This window comes from Skermanella stibiiresistens SB22 (genome assembly GCF_000576635.1).
GTDB lineage: Bacteria > Pseudomonadota > Alphaproteobacteria > Azospirillales > Azospirillaceae > Skermanella > Skermanella stibiiresistens.
In genome coordinates this window covers 65,380-80,145 of the sequence record NZ_AVFL01000022.1, presented here as the reverse complement: position 1 = coordinate 80,145, position 14,766 = coordinate 65,380, and the positions used below count along the sequence as shown (strand labels likewise).

General features: G+C 66.3%; 15 protein-coding genes. 6 read left to right on the top strand and 9 right to left on the bottom strand.

Translation table 11 applies throughout. From position 1 onward, the window contains the following. The first annotated feature begins 22 nt into the window (after positions 1-22). Positions 23-1,654, top strand: a complete 1,632-nt coding sequence (locus N825_RS24780; RefSeq protein WP_051512965.1) for an ArnT family glycosyltransferase — start codon at positions 23-25, stop codon at positions 1,652-1,654. Positions 1,655-1,736: 82 nt separating this feature from the next. Beyond that, positions 1,737-1,901: a hypothetical protein gene (locus N825_RS39850; RefSeq protein WP_198038884.1), complete on the top strand. Its 165-nt coding sequence runs from the start codon at positions 1,737-1,739 to the stop codon at positions 1,899-1,901. Positions 1,902-1,916: 15 nt separating this feature from the next. On the opposite strand, the gene N825_RS24775 is transcribed toward N825_RS39850, so the two are convergent. From N825_RS24775 to N825_RS24765, 3 genes are all read right to left on the bottom strand, one after another. Then, the gene (locus N825_RS24775) at positions 1,917-2,399 is read right to left on the bottom strand and encodes a hypothetical protein (protein WP_037458042.1); all 483 of its coding nucleotides are present in this window, start codon (positions 2,397-2,399) and stop codon (positions 1,917-1,919) included. Between the two features lie 15 nt (positions 2,400-2,414). Next, the gene (locus tag N825_RS24770; RefSeq protein ID WP_157619523.1) at positions 2,415-3,458 is read right to left on the bottom strand and encodes a hypothetical protein; all 1,044 of its coding nucleotides are present in this window, start codon (positions 3,456-3,458) and stop codon (positions 2,415-2,417) included. 90 nt (positions 3,459-3,548) lie between these two features. Next, positions 3,549-4,772 (bottom strand): MFS transporter, encoded by a 1,224-nt coding sequence (locus tag N825_RS24765; RefSeq protein ID WP_051512963.1) that lies wholly within the window; start codon positions 4,770-4,772, stop codon positions 3,549-3,551. Positions 4,773-5,032: 260 nt separating this feature from the next. On the opposite strand from N825_RS24765, the gene katE reads away from it, so the two are divergent. The 4 genes from katE to N825_RS24745 all read left to right on the top strand — a co-directional run bounded on the left by katE (position 5,033) and on the right by N825_RS24745 (position 9,853). After that, positions 5,033-7,153 (top strand): catalase, encoded by a 2,121-nt coding sequence (gene katE, locus N825_RS24760; protein ID WP_037458040.1) that lies wholly within the window; start codon positions 5,033-5,035, stop codon positions 7,151-7,153. Between the two features lie 220 nt (positions 7,154-7,373). Continuing rightward, positions 7,374-8,510 (top strand): alpha/beta hydrolase, encoded by a 1,137-nt coding sequence (locus N825_RS24755; protein WP_198038883.1) that lies wholly within the window; start codon positions 7,374-7,376, stop codon positions 8,508-8,510. Between the two features lie 30 nt (positions 8,511-8,540). Beyond that, positions 8,541-9,566: an alpha/beta fold hydrolase gene (locus tag N825_RS24750; RefSeq protein ID WP_084165039.1), complete on the top strand. Its 1,026-nt coding sequence runs from the start codon at positions 8,541-8,543 to the stop codon at positions 9,564-9,566. Between the two features lie 11 nt (positions 9,567-9,577). After that, entirely contained in the window at positions 9,578-9,853 is a 276-nt protein-coding gene (locus N825_RS24745; RefSeq protein ID WP_037458038.1) for a GNAT family N-acetyltransferase, read from the top strand. 139 nt (positions 9,854-9,992) lie between these two features. Here N825_RS24745 and N825_RS24740 read toward each other — a convergent pair whose 3' ends face one another. From N825_RS24740 to sufC, 6 genes are read right to left on the bottom strand one after another with little or no spacing between them, the layout of a single operon-like run. Continuing rightward, the gene (locus N825_RS24740; protein WP_037458036.1) at positions 9,993-10,331 is read right to left on the bottom strand and encodes a HesB/IscA family protein; all 339 of its coding nucleotides are present in this window, start codon (positions 10,329-10,331) and stop codon (positions 9,993-9,995) included. 49 nt (positions 10,332-10,380) lie between these two features. Continuing rightward, the gene (locus N825_RS24735; protein WP_051512961.1) at positions 10,381-10,749 is read right to left on the bottom strand and encodes an SUF system Fe-S cluster assembly protein; all 369 of its coding nucleotides are present in this window, start codon (positions 10,747-10,749) and stop codon (positions 10,381-10,383) included. Between the two features lie 28 nt (positions 10,750-10,777). Further along, positions 10,778-11,248 carry a Fe-S cluster assembly sulfur transfer protein SufU gene (gene sufU / locus N825_RS24730; protein WP_037458158.1) on the bottom strand — a complete coding sequence of 157 codons (471 nt, stop codon included), beginning with the start codon at positions 11,246-11,248 and terminating at the stop codon, positions 10,778-10,780. 19 nt (positions 11,249-11,267) lie between these two features. Then, positions 11,268-12,536, bottom strand: a complete 1,269-nt coding sequence (locus tag N825_RS24725) for a cysteine desulfurase (RefSeq protein ID WP_051512960.1) — start codon at positions 12,534-12,536, stop codon at positions 11,268-11,270. 31 nt (positions 12,537-12,567) lie between these two features. Then, complete coding sequence (gene sufD / locus N825_RS24720; protein ID WP_051512959.1) at positions 12,568-13,932, bottom strand: Fe-S cluster assembly protein SufD; 1,365 nt, start codon at positions 13,930-13,932, stop codon at positions 12,568-12,570. Further along, entirely contained in the window at positions 13,932-14,684 is a 753-nt protein-coding gene (gene sufC, locus N825_RS24715) for a Fe-S cluster assembly ATPase SufC (protein ID WP_037458034.1), read from the bottom strand. The genes sufD and sufC overlap by 1 nt, the downstream gene beginning before the upstream one ends. Between the last annotated feature and the right edge of the window lie 82 nt (positions 14,685-14,766).

The window sequence follows — 14,766 nt, the reverse complement described above, 5'->3', positions numbered from 1 at the left end:
CACGCGCGGATCATGGCAATCCATGGCGACCCTTGAATCCCGCACCGCCCTTGTCGGCGCACCGTCGGCAACCCTCGCGATCCCGGCCCTCTGGGACCGTCTCGCCTGGCTGCTTTTCACCGGGTTGGCGGCGACGGTCTTCCTGACCTTTCGGCACTACGGCGTCACCTTCGACGAGGACGTGCAGAACACCTACGGCGACCTAATCGTCCAGTGGTACGCCACCCGCGGCGCCGACGACGGCGCCCTGACCTATTCCAATCTATACTTGTACGGCGGCTTGTTCGACACGCTGGCCTCGCTGGCCAACAAGGTCTCGCCGTTCGGCGTCTACGAGACTCGCCACCTGCTGAACGGCTGGGTTGGCGTCATCGGCATCGCCGGCTGCTGGAAACTGGCGCGGGTGCTGGGCGGACCGCGCGCCGGCCTGTTCGCGGCGGCGTCGCTGGCGCTGGTGCCCGACTGGTACGGCCAGATGTTCAACAACCCCAAGGACATCCCCTTCGCGGCGGCGATGACCTGGGCGACCTACTTCATGGTCCGGCTGGCCCACCGACTGCCGACCCCGCCGCTGGCCCTGGTGGTCAAGCTGGGCGTCGCGATCGGCTTGGCGTTGGGAACGCGGGTTGGCGGCGTCATCCTCTTCATCAACCTCGCCTTCGTGCTGGCGGCGTTCCTGGCGCTGGAGGCCGCCGTCCCGGCGCACCGTCTCCGCCTGCCGAGGACGGCGCGCCACGTCGTCCGGTCGGTCTGGCCGGTGGTGCCGGTGGCGGTGACCGTCATGCTGGTCTGGTGGCCATGGGCGCAACAGAACCCGATCACCAACCCCCTGGAGGCGCTGGCCGAGTTCTCCCACTTCCCGATGGAGTTCGACTTCGCCTTCTTCGGCACATGGGTCGGCACGACCACCCTGCCCTGGTACTACATCCCCGGCTTCCTCTCGGTCAAACTGCCGGAACCGATGGTGCCGCTGGTCGTGATCGGCGCGGTCCTGGGGGTCTGGCGGCTCGGCCGCGCCCGCCTGCCCTGGCTGGTCTTCGGCTTCGCGCTGCTGTTTCCGCCAACCTACATCGTCGCCTCGCACGCCGTGCTGTACGACAACATCCGGCACGTGCTGTTCCTGATCCCCCTGCTGGCGGTGATCGCCGGGCTGGTGTTGGACCGCTTCGACCGCCTGCTGATCCCGGCGCGCGCCCAACGGATCGCCGTGTGGTCGGCGGTCGCCGGGTTCCTGGTCTATCACCTGGGCGTCATGGTGGCGCTGCATCCCGACGAGTACATCTACTTCAACGCCTTTGTCGGTGGCGTGCCGGGTGCGGCCGACCGCTTCGACATGGATTTCTGGAGCAACTCGCTGGCCGAAACGACCACCGCCATGGTCGCCAAGATCACCGCCTCCGAAGGCCCGTCGGCCCTGTGGGAACCACACACCGTGGCGATCTGCGGCCCGACCTTCTCGGCGGCCTATTACCTGCCGCCGGCTTGGAAGGCGGTCGACGCCGACGACGATGGCATCACCCCGGACTTCTATATCACCCAGCTTCGAGCGCCCTGCGACAGCGAGACGGAAGGCCCGGTGATCGCCCGGACGGAGCGCATGGGCGTGCCGCTCAGCTACGCCCGCGACGTGCGGGTGCCTCCCTCGGACGAATGATCTGGGCCAATGATCTGGGACCGTGGCGACGAATCGCCGACCCCGCCTGTTATGGCAGTCGTCACTGACAGGAGAAGCGAACATGGCGACGGATCCAATGGCCCCCGGCGACGACGCCCCAGCCGGCACTCCCGGCACCGGCGAGGATATCTGCCCCGACTGCTCGGGCACCGGAAAGCTGAACGGCGGCACCTGCCAAAACTGCTCCGGGACAGGCAAGATCATCGAGGGCATCGGCGGCGGCTGAACCGGCCCTCAAGCTTCAAGGAGCGGAGGACGCCACCATGGCGGTGCGCAGCTGGCGGTCCATCCGCCGGCCCAGCGCCTCGGTCATGCGGTTGAACTGACCCCAGGTCAGCCGGCCGGACGCCAGGGCGGTATAGAGCTGTTCCTGCTCGTGCCACGTCGTCAAAATCGCCCGGCCCGCCGCCTGGTCTCGCGGGTTGAGCATGGCGTCGGTGCGCGGGATGCACGCCGACACGGCGCCGAGATAGTCCCGCGCCAACGCCTGCTCCTCCACCGTCGGCTTGGTGGTGTCGCCCAACTGCGTGGATGTCATCTCGCCCAGCGGCGCGCTCTTGGCGCGGAGCGGGGCGAAGGCGGGTTGGCTTTCGATCTGGTCGACACACGCGACCGAGGCGCCGACCTGCTGTGCCAGGGGGGAATTCGATGGGGCCGAAGCGCAGCCAGCCATCAGGGCGGCCAGCGGTAGAAGTATGATGAAGCGAGAAAACATGCCGCTCATGACCTGATCCTGGACCTATTTGCCCTTCATGGGAGTGCAGTACAGACCCGCCGCCTTGAGACCGCCGCAGAATTCGGAGACTTCCGCCAATTGGGTGAAGCCGTCGGTCATCAGACGCACGAACGTCCCCTGCCCCGGGATTTCCGCCGTGACCGTCACCGGAGAGCGGTTGATCAGAAGATCGCGATGGGCTTTTTGAATGGTCTTCCACCCGGCCAAGGCATGCGGCTCGTCCCGGTAGGACGCCAAGTGCGCCATGTAAGGACCGGACGCCGCCTTGTGGCCGGCGTGGGCCGTCTGGTCGATCACGGAGGCACGGGCGACCGGCACCGTCGCTGGTGCCGTTTCCGACTTGGCGGGCGCCACCCTGGAGACGGTCACCGGCACCGCGACAGGCGGCACGGCGGATTCCGGCGCGGCCGAAGCTTGGGCGACCACGACAGGCGCCTCCTCCTTGGCCGACGGCGGTTCCACTGGTGGCGGTTCGACTGGCGCCTTTTCAGCCTCGGCGACCATGACGGGAGCCGGAACCGGTGTCGACGGCACCGTGGCCGGACCAGTGAGATAGCCCATTGAACGATCGTCGCTGGTCAACCAAGCGCCGGTCCAGGGATTGACGGTCATGGCGTCGGTGATTTGCACATAACCCCGCGCGAAACCGGTATTCGCGACAGGAGTAGGAGCCGGAACCGGGTCAGCCGCCATAGTAACCGGAACCGGAGCCTCTTCCCGAATCACCTCGGGCGGTGGGGGTGGTGGCGTCGGTGGAGCGGTCAGCGGCATCACCGAGGCGGTGACGGTCACGGGCGCGTCCGGCACCGGCCTCATCTCCGGCGCGGGGGCCGCGACGGGTGCCGGCGTGGGCAGGGCGGCCGGTGCCGCGGGTTCAAGCTTGGGCGGAAGCTCAAGCTTGGCGACCCGCTCGACCTTGGGCGGAGAGGCGGAATGGCCGGCACCACCGGCACCCATGCCACCACCACCACCACCTTGCATGTAGAATCCGGTCGCCGCCGTGGCGCCCAGCATGCCGTAGGCGACAGCGATAAACTTGAAGCTCAAGACGCTCTCCTCCTCCAGCCACGCAACGGAAGCCACGACGGCGACGACACCGCGTCCCGATAATACTTCGGGGAGGATTAATACTTTGTGTCAGCGCCGCATCAACAACACACCGCCCGCGACACAAAAAGCCGCGGCCACCATGAAGCCGGGAGCGTAGCTTCCCGACAGTTGGACCAGCAGGCCGAACACCGGCGGTCCGGCGACCAAGCCGACGAAGGTCGCGATCAGCACGCCGCCCGTCGCCTCGCCAACCCGCCCCTCCGGGGCCAACCGCGCGACCTCCGCCAGGAACAGCCCGTTCCAGCCGCTGGCGGTGAGACCGAACAGGAAGCTCAGGACCGTCAAGGGCCAGAAGGTCCAGGTGACCCCGACCGTCAGCACCGCCGCCACGGCCATGGCGAATCCCAGCAGTCCCAGCACGCGCCGCTTATGGGTGATACGGTCGCCCACCGCCCCCCAGAACACGCGCCCGATCAGGCCGCCGATCTGGGCCACCGCCAGCGTCGCCCCCGCCATCGCCAAGCCCATGCCCAGTTCCACGACGCAGTAACTGACCAGGAACGCGTTCAGGCTGATCTGCATCACGGTATAGCCGCCGGACGCCAGGGCCAGCGCCCGCAGCCGGGCGTCGGCGCGGACCAGCGCCATCGACCGCCGATAGCGGACGAGGATCGTGCCGGTCTGCCGCTCGACCGGCGTTTCCCACACGGCGCGCAGGGAGCCAAGCAGGATCGCCGCCACGACGCACAGGCAGCCGACGACCAGCAAGCCACCGCGCCAGCCGATCAGGGGGATCAGCGCGGGAAGGGCCAAGGCGCCGGCGACCCCGCCGATCTGGTTGCCGGTCTGCTTCAGCGAGAAGACCAGACCGCGCCGGTGGGGCGGCGAGATCCGCATCAGCAGGTGCGAACTGGCGGGTGTCTCGGGGGCGAAGGCGCAGCCGATCGCCAGGGCCGCCGGGATGAACATCCACCAGATGCCGGTCGCCGCCAAGCCGAGGCCGACGCCGCAGCCGAGCAGGCAAATCTGGGCCACCCGCAGCGCGCCGAGCCGAAGCACCAGATCGCCACCGACCGGCGACGACACGATGCCCAAGCCGAAGATCACCGCCATGTAGACACCGACCAGCGTCGCCGGATCGACGCCGACATCCAACGCCACCACCGGCGCCATGGTCGGCACGGCGAACAGGCTGCACGAGACCAGCGCCTGCACCCCCGCCAGCGCCGCGACCGGCAGGGCCAGGGAGGGGGAACGGGCCGGGCGGGTCGCGACGGGATCGGTCGCGGCGGGGATCGGGTCTGTCGTCATGGCGCGCCAGCATACCGGCAAGCCCCGCCCCGGCAAGCCGGAAGAGTGGCCGAAGCTGGTTACCCAATCCGGTCTCGGCGCTGGAACCATTCTAAGCTGCCAGGGGTTTCCTCAGGGCGAGCAACGGAACCCGGTCTCCCCGCCACAAGCCATCCCGTGGGCCCCCATGCCCATGGCCTCCCGTGACGGAGGATTCCCCCGCCTCACTTTCGGCGCCACGACAAGGCGCGAACACCGAATTCAGGAAGAAGGCACAAGACATGCCGGACAACAGGCTCACCAGCAGCCGCGAAAGCGCGACATTCGCCGACCAGGAAGTCATCCGGGGAGAGGGTGGCGAAACCCATCAGGTCGCCGGCGGCGACGTGCCGGTTCTGACCACCCAGCAGGGGATTCCGGTCTCCGACGACCAGAACTCGCTCAAGGTCGGCTATCGCGGCCCGACCGCGTTGGAGGACTTCCATTTCCGCGAGAAGATTTTCCACTTCGACCATGAGCGGATCCCCGAGCGCGTCGTCCACGCCCGCGGCTTCGGAGCCCATGGCTTCTTCGAGGCCTACGAGTCGCTGTCCGACATCACCCGCGCCGACCTGTTCCAGCGCGCCGGCGAGAAGACCCCGGCCTTCGTCCGCTTCTCGACCGTGGCCGGCAACAAGGGTTCGGCCGACCTGGCGCGCGACGTGCGCGGCTTCGCGGTCAAGTTCTACACCCAGGAAGGCAACTGGGATCTCGTCGGCAACAACATCCCGGTGTTCTTCATCCAGGACGCCATCAAGTTCCCCGACCTGATCCACGCCGCCAAGCAGGAGCCCGACCGGGGCTTCCCGCAGGCGCAGACGGCCCATGACAACTTCTGGGACTTCATCTCGCTGTCGCCGGAAGCGATCCACATGTCGCTGTGGGCCATGTCCGACCGGACGATCCCGCGCTCTTTCCGCTTCATGGAGGGCTTTGGCGTCCACACCTTCCGGCTGGTCAACGCCGAGGGCAAGTCGACCTTCGTCAAGTTCCACTGGAAGCCCAAGCTGGGCATGCAGTCGGTCGTCTGGAACGAGGCGTTGAAGATCAACGGCGCCGATCCCGACTTCCACCGCCGCGACCTGTGGAACTCGATCCAGGCCGGCGATTTCCCGGAATGGGAGCTGGGTCTCCAGCTGTTCGACGAGGACTTCGCCGAGAAGTTCGATTTCGACGTGCTGGACTCGACCAAGATCATCCCCGAGGAGATCCTGCCGATCCGCGTCGTCGGCCGCTTGGTGCTGGACCGCTGCGTCGACAACTTCTTCGCGGAGACCGAGCAGGTCGCCTTCTGCACCCAGAACATCGTGCCGGGCATCGACTTCACCAACGATCCCCTGCTCCAGGGCCGCAACTTCTCGTACCTGGACACGCAGTTGAAGCGGCTGGGCAGCCCCAACTTCACCTATCTGCCGATCAACGCGCCGAAGCGGCCGGTCAACCACTTCCAGCAGGATGGCCACATGGCGATGGTCAACCCGAAGGGCCGCGCCAACTACGAGCCGAATTCCTGGGGCGGCGCCGCCGGCGGTCCGCGCGAGGCGCCGGATGTCGGCTTCAAATCCTATCCGGCCGAGGAGCAGGGCCCCAAGCTGCGCATCCGTCCGGAATCCTTCGCCGACCACTACAGCCAGGCGCGCCAGTTCTACAAGAGCCAGACGCCGGTCGAACAGACCCACATCGCCGACGCCTTCACCTTCGAGCTGAGCAAGGTCAAGACGGTGGCGATCCGCGCCCGCATGGTCTCGCACCTGCTGAACGTCGACCAGGGCTTGGCCCAGAAGGTCGCGACCGGCCTGCGGCTCGAGGCGATGCCGAAGCCGGCCGACGCCGCCCGGCCGACCAAGGACCTGCCGCCCTCCCCGGCGCTCAGCATCCTCGGCAATCCACCGGACACCTTCAAGGGCCGCAAGGTCGGCATCCTGCTGAGCGATGGCGTCGACATCGACTTGGTCAAGGGCCTGAAGGACGCCATCACCGCCGAGGGCGCCATGCTGGAGTTCGTCACCCCCATGGTCGGCGGCGTCAAGGCGAGCGACGGCACCCTGATCGAGGGTGACGAGAAGATCAATGGCGCTCCTTCCGTGGTCTACGACGCGGTGGCGGTCCTGTTGTCCGACGACGGCGCCAAGCTGCTGTCGAAGGAGGCCACCGCCCGCGACTTCGTCACCGACGCCTTCGCCCACGTCAAGTTCATCGCCTATAACGCGGCGGCGATGCCATTGCTGGAGAAGGCCTGCGTGGCGGCCGACATGGACGGCGGCTTCACCGAGTTGAAGTCGGCGGCCGACGCCAAGACCTTCATCACCACTTGCCGCAAGCTGCGCTTCTGGGAGCGCGAGCCGAAGGTCAAGCAGGTCTGACGACACACCCCAACCAATAAACGTCAAGTACAGTGAAATGACGCGCGGCCACCGATGGCCGCGCGTTTTTCATGTCGGGAGCCTGGATCTTCGCCGGACTTCCGATCACGCCGATGTGATCGATGATCTGGAACCAAATCCTACCACTTCTTGTTGGGAAGTTCCGAAACCCGCCGCCTGACAAACCCGCCAACGGTCGTGGTATCCCATCGAAGGGCATATGATGAAGCATCGGTCCAAACGCACTCCCCTGAACGCCATCCTCCTGAGCGCCGTCGCGGTGCTGGCGCTGGGCGCCTGCCAGCAGGTGTCGAACCTCGGCACCGCCCTCTCGAACGATCCGCTGGCGACCGCGCAGGGCACCCCGACGCTGGCGGCGGCCGACGCCGACATGGGATCGGTCCTGCTGGCGCTCCAGGCGCTGGGACCCAAGCCGATCGAGACGCTGTCGGCCCCGGAGGCGCGGCGCCAGCCGACTTTGACGGACGCCGTCAAGAAGGTTCTGACCGACGACGGCAAGACCGCCAAGCCCGAAGCGGTGTCCTCCGTCCGGAACATCACCATTCCCGGCCCTGGCGGATCACAGCCGGCCCGCGTCTATGTGCCCGGCGCCGCGCGCACGCCCCTGCCGGTGATCGTCTATTATCATGGCGGCGGCTGGGTGATCGCCGACCTCGATACCTATGACGCCTCGGCGCGCGCCCTGGCCAACCAAGCCGGCGCGATCGTCGTCTCGGCCGAGTACCGCAAGGGACCGGAAGCCAAGTTCCCCGCCGCCCACGAGGACGCGCTGGCGGCCTATCGCTGGACCCAGGCCAACGCGCGTCAGCTTGGCGGCGATCCCGACCGCATCGCGGTGGTCGGCGAGAGCGCCGGCGGCAACATGGCGATCGGCGTGTCGCGGATGGCGCGGCAGCAAGGACTTCGCCCGCCGATCCACCAAGCCCTGATCTATCCCGTCGCCGGCAACGACATGAACACGGAATCCTATCGGGAGAACGCAAACGCCAAGCCGCTGAACAAAGCGATGATGGGCTGGTTCTTCGATAAGTATCTGCGGAACCCGCGTGACGGCAACGATCCGCTGATCAATGTGGTGGACGCGCCCGATCTGGCCGGCCTGCCGCCAACCACGATCGTGACGGCCGAGATCGACCCGCTGCGCTCCGACGGGCAGTTGCTGGCCCAGCGGCTGCGGAACGCCGGTGTCGAGGTGGCCGCCAACAACTACGAGGGCGTCACCCACGAGTTCTTCGGCGCCGCCTCGGTCATCGAGAAGGCGAAGGAGGCCCAGGCCTATGTCGCGGGCCGGCTGCGCGAGGCCTTCGTCGGGGGGTCCGGCGGCTCGGGTTCCTGAGGTTTGACCTGGTAAAGGAAGTGAAGTGACATGATGAAGCGGACCGTACTGACGACACTGGCCCTGGGAATGCTACTGACCGGAGGACCGCTGACGCCGGTGCGATCCGTCTTCGCGGACGCCATGCTGGCGGATTTCGACTATCCGCACGAGGTCGGGACCTTCGAGTTCACCTCGCAGGGCCAGAAGATGGCGATGGCCTACATGGACATCCCGCCGTCCGGCGCCGGCAATGGCGGCACCGTGGTCCTGCTCCACGGCAAGAACTTCTGCGGCGCCACCTGGGAAAGCGTGATCCAGCCGCTGACGCTGGCGGGATACCGCGTCGTCGTTCCCGATCAGGTCGGCTTCTGCAAATCGACCAAGCCGGCGGCCTACCAGTTTGGCCTGCACCAGTTGGCGGCCAACACCCACGCCCTGCTGGAACAGGCGGGGGTCCGCGACCCGATCGTGATGGGGCATTCCATGGGCGGCATGCTGGCGATGCGCTACGCCCTGATGTACCCGAACCAGACCTCGGCGCTGGTGCTGGTCAATCCGATCGGGCTCGAGGACTGGAAGGCCAAGGGTGTTCCGGTCACCACGGTGGACCAGCTGTACCAGGGCGAGCTGAAGACCAACGCCGAGGGCATCAAGCGCTATCAGTTGAACACGTATTACGCGGGCGAGTGGCGCTCCGACTATGACCGGTGGGTCGAGATGCTGGCGGGGATGTACAAGGGCGATGACGGCGATCTGGTCGCCTGGAACCAAGCGTTGACCTCGGACATGGTGTTCATGCAGCCCGTGGTCCACGAACTCCAGAACATCCAGGTGCCGACGCTCTTGATGATCGGCGAGCGTGACAACACCGCGATCGGCAAGGACAGGGCGCCCGAGGACGTCGCGGCGCGGCTGGGGAACTACAAGGAGCTCGCCCGCGAAACGGCGAACCGGATACCGGGAGCGCGGCTGGTGACGTTCCCCAACCTGGGGCACTCACCGCAGGTCCAGGCGCCCGAGGAATTCAACGCCGCCCTGCTGGAGAACCTGGGTCAGGTCAGCGCGCGGGAATGAGGGAGACGGATATGATGGAACGGATCACCGACAACCCGGCGCGAAGCCGGTACGAACTGGACGTGGATGGCAAGGTCGCCTTCGCCAATTACCGCAAGGTCGGCTCCACCCTGCACATCCCCTATGTCGAGGCGCCGCCGTCCCTGCGCGGCACGGGTGCGGCGGGACGGCTGATGCGCGGCGTCATGGAGACGGCGCGCGCCGACGGGATGAAGGTGGTGCCGATCTGCGGCTACGCCGCCCACTGGATCCGGAGCCATCCCGAATTCCACGACCTGCTGACGTAAAAAGGTTGCAATTCAAACGTTATGAGTCAACCGTAGGTCGGGTAAAGCGAAGCGGCACCCGACAAGCAGGCGAGTTGGTGTCGGGTGCCGCTGCGCTCTACCCGACCTACAATCCCACATGCCTCGACCTCAAGCGCCATCAGACGCTGAAGCTCTCGCCACAACCGCAGCGGGCCTTCTCGTTCGGGTTCTTGAAGACGAAGCCGGACTGGATCTTGTCGTCGACATAGTCCATCTCGGTCCCGATCAGGAACATGGTCGCGGCGGGGTCGATCAGGATCTTGACACCCTTGTCCTCGACCACCTCCTCGAACTTCTTGATCTCGTCGGCGTATTCGACGGTGTAGCTGAGGCCCGAGCAGCCGCGCGACTTGACACCGACGCGCAGGCCCAGGGCCGGCTTCTCCGATCTCGCCATGATCTGCTTGACGCGCTCGGCGGCGGCGTCCGTGATCGTCATCGCCTTGGGAAATGCCATTCTCTTCTCACTCCGACTTCAACCAATCTCGAAAACCAATCTTGTTGGCTCAGAACATGTCCAGCGCGACCTTGGCCTCGTCGGACATCATGCCCGGATGCCACGGCGGTTCCCAGACAAGTTCGACCCGGCAGGATTTGACGGCATCGATGTTCTCGATCACCTGCTGGACCTGCATCGGCATCTCGCCCGCCACCGGACACGACGGCGCCGTCAGGGTCATGTCCAACTCGACGTTCTTCTCGCTGTCGACATCGACCCGGTAGACCAGACCGAGTTCCCAGATGTTGACCGGGATCTCGGGGTCGTAGACGGTCTTGATCGCGTCGAGCACCTGTTCCATCAGGGTCTCGTTGTCGACCACCGCCACCGCCGGCGTCTCATCCAGCACTTGGCCACCACTCACATCGTCCGGCATCTCGAAGCCTCCTCAATCCTGTCGCTCATCATTCCGTCGAAATCCTGGTGCCGCCCGCCAAGGCCGCGTCCATCGTGTGCCACGCCAGCGTGGCGCACTTGACGCGCATCGGGAACTGGCGGACCCCCGCCAGCACCTGGAGCTTCTCCATCGCCTCGTCGTCCAAGCCATCGTGATGGACGTGCTCGTGGTCTTCCTTGGTGCACATCTCGTGGAAGCTCTCGAACAGGGATTTCACCTGGGCTTCCGTCCGTCCGACGATCAGCTCGGTCATCATCGAGGCCGACGCCGTCGAGATCGCGCAGCCCCGTCCCTCGAAGGCCGCGTCCTCGACCACGCCGCCGGGGCTGACCTTGAGGAAGACCGTGACCTTGTCGCCGCACATCGGGTTGTCGCCACGGGCCTCCCGATTGGCGTCTTCCGGATGGCGGAAGTTCCGGGGGGACTTGCCGTGGTCCAGGATGACCTCCTGGTAGAGGTCCCGCAATTCGTCCATCATCGCCGCCGCCCCATCCATCTCACCCGAAGATCTCGCGCACCCTGTGGAGCGACGCCACCAGCGCGTCGACCTCCCCGAAGGTGTTGTAGAGAGCGAACGAAGCCCGTGCCGTCGCCGGCACATTATAGAAGTCCATCAGGGGCTGCGCGCAATGGTGACCGGCCCGCACCGCGATGCCGGCGCGATCGATGATCGTGCCGATGTCGTGGGGATGCGCGTCGCCCAGGGTGAACGACACGATGCTGGCCTTGTCCGGCGAGGTGCCGTAGATCCTCAAGCCGGGGATCTCCAAAAGTTGTGCCGTCGCATAGGCCAGCAGATCGCGCTCGTGCGCCGCGACCCGGTCGAGCCCCAACTCCATCAGGTATTCCAAGGCGGCGCCCAACCCGATCACCTCGACGATCGCCGGCGTTCCGGCCTCGAAACGATGGGGGATGCCCTTGAAGGTCGTCTCCTCGAAGGTGACGCGGGCGATCATGTCGCCGCCGCCCTGGTAGGGCGGCATGCCTTCGAGGATCTCCGCCCTGCCATAGAGCACGCCGATACCGGTCGGACCGTACAGCTTGTGGCCGGAGAAGACGTAGAAATCCGCCCCCAGATCCTGGACGTCGACGCCCAGATGGGTGATGCCCTGGCAGCCGTCGATCAGGACGGGAATGCCCTTGTCGTGCGCGATCCTGACGATGTCCTTGACCGGATTGATGGTGCCCAGCGCGTTGGACATGTGGCTGAGCGCGACCAGCTTGGTCTTGGGACCCAGCAGCTTCTCGTACTCGTCCATCAGCAGGGTGCCGGCCTCGTCGATCGGCACGATCTTCAGCACGATGCCCTTCTCGGTCCGCAGCATCTGCCACGGCACGATGTTGGCGTGATGTTCCATTTGCGAAATGACGATCTCGTCGCCTTCCCGCAAGTTGGTCCGGCCCCAGCTGGACGCCACCAGGTTGACCGCCTCGGTGGCGCTGCGGGTGAAGACGATCTCGCGGTCCTCGCGGGCGTTGATGAATCGCTGGACCGTCTTCCGCGCCGCCTCGAACCGCGTGGTCGCGGTGGCGCTCAGCCAATGCACGCCCCGGTGCACGTTGGAGTATTCCTCCGTCATGCTGGTGACCATGGCGTCGATCACCCGACGCGGCTTCTGGGCGCTGGCGGCGCTGTCCAGATAGACCAGCGGCTTGCCATAGATCTCGCGCGACAGGATGGGGAAGTCCTTCCGGACCTCCTCCACGTCATAGCCACTGGTCGTTCCGCTGTCGAAACCCTGAGGCGGCTTGGTGATCTCGTTCATGTCGTTTTCCTGATCCTTGGCGGCTCTGGTCCTAGGCCCGCTGGGTCTTGAGCCAGCCGGTGACCATGCCCTGGAAGGCCTCGCGAACCGTGTCGATCCGGACCTCCTCGATGGCGTCCGCCAGGAAGGCGGCGATCAGCAGGTTCCGGGCGCTCTCCAAATCGATGCCGCGGGCGCGGAGATAGAAAAGCTGGTCGTCGTCCAGCTCGCCGGCGGTGGCGCCGTGGCTGCACTTGACGTCGTCGGCGTAGATCTCCAGCTCGGGCTTGCTATCGATCTCCGCCGTATCCGACAGTAGCAGCGCCCGGTTCAACTGGTAGCCGTCGGTCTTCTGCGCGTCGGGCCGCACGATGATCTTGCCCTGGAACACCGCCTTGGCGGTGCCGTCGATGACGCCCTTGTAGACCTCGCGGCTGGTGCAGTGGGGCTGGGCGTGGTCGATCACGGTGGTCGTATCGCAGTGCTGCTGGCCATTGACCATATAGGCACCCGACAGGCGGCATTCGACACCCGTGCCGTTCAACACAGGCTTTATCTCGTTGCGGGACAGCCGGCCGCCCATGGTCAGCACGAAGTTGTCGTAGCTGGCGTCCTTGGCCAGATCGGCCGTCACCGTCGCCATGTGGAAGGCCAGCGTGCTTTCCCGCTGCACCTTGTAGTGATGCAGCCGGGCGCCCTCGCCGGCCACGATCTCGGTCACGTGGTTGGCGAAATAGGTGCCGACGCCCTGGCCCAGATGATGCTCGACCAACGTCGCCTCGGAGTTCGCCTCAGCCACCACCAGGATGCGCGGGTGGTGCATGGTCGGCTTTTCCGATACGCCGCCCGTACCGATGAAGACCACCTCGATCGGCTCCGCGACCGCGACACCCTTGGGCAGGTGGACCACGACGCCATCTGCGAGGAACGCGGTGTTGAGCGCCTGGAATGGGTTGCTGTCGGTGACGCCGACGCGGCCCAGGTGGCGTTCCAGCAGGTCCGCGTGGCTGTTGAGCGCATGGCCCAGCGAGGTCACGACGGCGCCCTCGGGCAGCGTTCCGATGGAGGACAGGTCATCCCGGAACGCGCCGTCGACGAACACCAGCCGGTGCGACGGCTGACCCGCCGGCATCACCGTCGGCAGCAGGTCGACCGAAACGGCCGCCGATGGTCCGCCACCAGCGGGAGCCGGCTCGAACGCGACCTTCTCCAGCGGACGGAGATTGGTGTAGCGCCAAGCCTCGACCCGGGCGCCGGGGAAACCCTGCTTGCGGAACCGGGCGATGCCCTCGGCGCGCAGGTTGCCCAGCCATGACAGGTCGCCGCCGGGCAGCGAGGACGCCACGCGCCCATGGTGATCCAGATAGGGCTGGACCGCGGGAGCGGGCGTATCGGTGATGGTGACGGTCTTGGCCATCAAGCGGCCTCGTCCACGCCGAACTCGGCGTAGCCCTTCTCTTCAAGTTCCAGCGCCAAGCCCTTGTCGCCGGTCCGGACGATGCGGCCATTGGCCAGCACGTGGACCTTGTCCGGCACGATGTAGTCGAGCAGGCGCTGATAGTGGGTGATCACCAGGATGGCGCGGTCCGGACCGCGCAGCGCGTTGACGCCATCGGCGACGATGCGGAGCGCGTCGATGTCCAAGCCGCTGTCGGTCTCGTCCAGCACGCAGAACGCCGGGTCGAGCACGGCCATCTGAAGCACCTCGTTGCGCTTCTTCTCACCACCGGAGAAGCCGACATTGACCGCGCGCTTCAGCATCTCGTCGGTCATGCCGAGCTGCTTGGTCTTGGCCCGGATCAGCTTGAGGAACTCCATCGCGTCCAGTTCCTTCTCGCTCCGCGCCCGGCGGATCGAGTTGACGGCCGACTTCAGGAACGTCGTGTTGGACACGCCGGGGATCTCGACCGGATACTGGAAGGCCAGGAACACGCCGGCGGCGGCGCGCTCGTCCGGCTCCATGTCCAGCAGGTCCTTGCCGTTGTAGCTGACGCTGCCCTCCGTGACCTCATAGCCGTCGCGGCCGGCCAGCGCGTAGCCCAGCGTGCTCTTGCCGGCGCCGTTCGGCCCCATGATGGCGTGGACCTCGCCGGCCCCGATGGACAGGTTCAAGCCCTTGAGGATCGGCTTGTCGGCGACGGTGACGTGGAGGTTCTTGATCTCGATCATGAATTCGGTTCCGTATCGGTTGGCGGGACGGTGCGGCCGCCTCCATGGGGAGGGGGTAGGGGGGCGCGTCCGTCCCGTAAAT

What these genes read in the sequence shown, in the direction of transcription:
- sufC (WP_037458034.1), bottom strand. Translation starts at nt 14,684, where the DNA reads ATGATCGAGATCAAGAACCTCCACGTCACCGTCGCCGACAAGCCGATC.
- katE (WP_037458040.1), top strand. Translation starts at nt 5,033, where the DNA reads ATGCCGGACAACAGGCTCACCAGCAGCCGCGAAAGCGCGACATTCGCC.
- N825_RS24765 (WP_051512963.1), bottom strand. Translation starts at nt 4,772, where the DNA reads ATGACGACAGACCCGATCCCCGCCGCGACCGATCCCGTCGCGACCCGC.
- N825_RS24735 (WP_051512961.1), bottom strand. Translation starts at nt 10,749, where the DNA reads ATGCCGGACGATGTGAGTGGTGGCCAAGTGCTGGATGAGACGCCGGCG.
- N825_RS24750 (WP_084165039.1), top strand. Translation starts at nt 8,541, where the DNA reads ATGATGAAGCGGACCGTACTGACGACACTGGCCCTGGGAATGCTACTG.
- N825_RS24740 (WP_037458036.1), bottom strand. Translation starts at nt 10,331, where the DNA reads ATGGCATTTCCCAAGGCGATGACGATCACGGACGCCGCCGCCGAGCGC.
- N825_RS24745 (WP_037458038.1), top strand. Translation starts at nt 9,578, where the DNA reads ATGATGGAACGGATCACCGACAACCCGGCGCGAAGCCGGTACGAACTG.
- sufU (WP_037458158.1), bottom strand. Translation starts at nt 11,248, where the DNA reads ATGATGGACGAATTGCGGGACCTCTACCAGGAGGTCATCCTGGACCAC.
- sufD (WP_051512959.1), bottom strand. Translation starts at nt 13,932, where the DNA reads ATGGCCAAGACCGTCACCATCACCGATACGCCCGCTCCCGCGGTCCAG.
- N825_RS24755 (WP_198038883.1), top strand. Translation starts at nt 7,374, where the DNA reads ATGATGAAGCATCGGTCCAAACGCACTCCCCTGAACGCCATCCTCCTG.
- N825_RS39850 (WP_198038884.1), top strand. Translation starts at nt 1,737, where the DNA reads ATGGCGACGGATCCAATGGCCCCCGGCGACGACGCCCCAGCCGGCACT.
- N825_RS24725 (WP_051512960.1), bottom strand. Translation starts at nt 12,536, where the DNA reads ATGAACGAGATCACCAAGCCGCCTCAGGGTTTCGACAGCGGAACGACC.
- N825_RS24780 (WP_051512965.1), top strand. Translation starts at nt 23, where the DNA reads ATGGCGACCCTTGAATCCCGCACCGCCCTTGTCGGCGCACCGTCGGCA.
- N825_RS24775 (WP_037458042.1), bottom strand. Translation starts at nt 2,399, where the DNA reads ATGAGCGGCATGTTTTCTCGCTTCATCATACTTCTACCGCTGGCCGCC.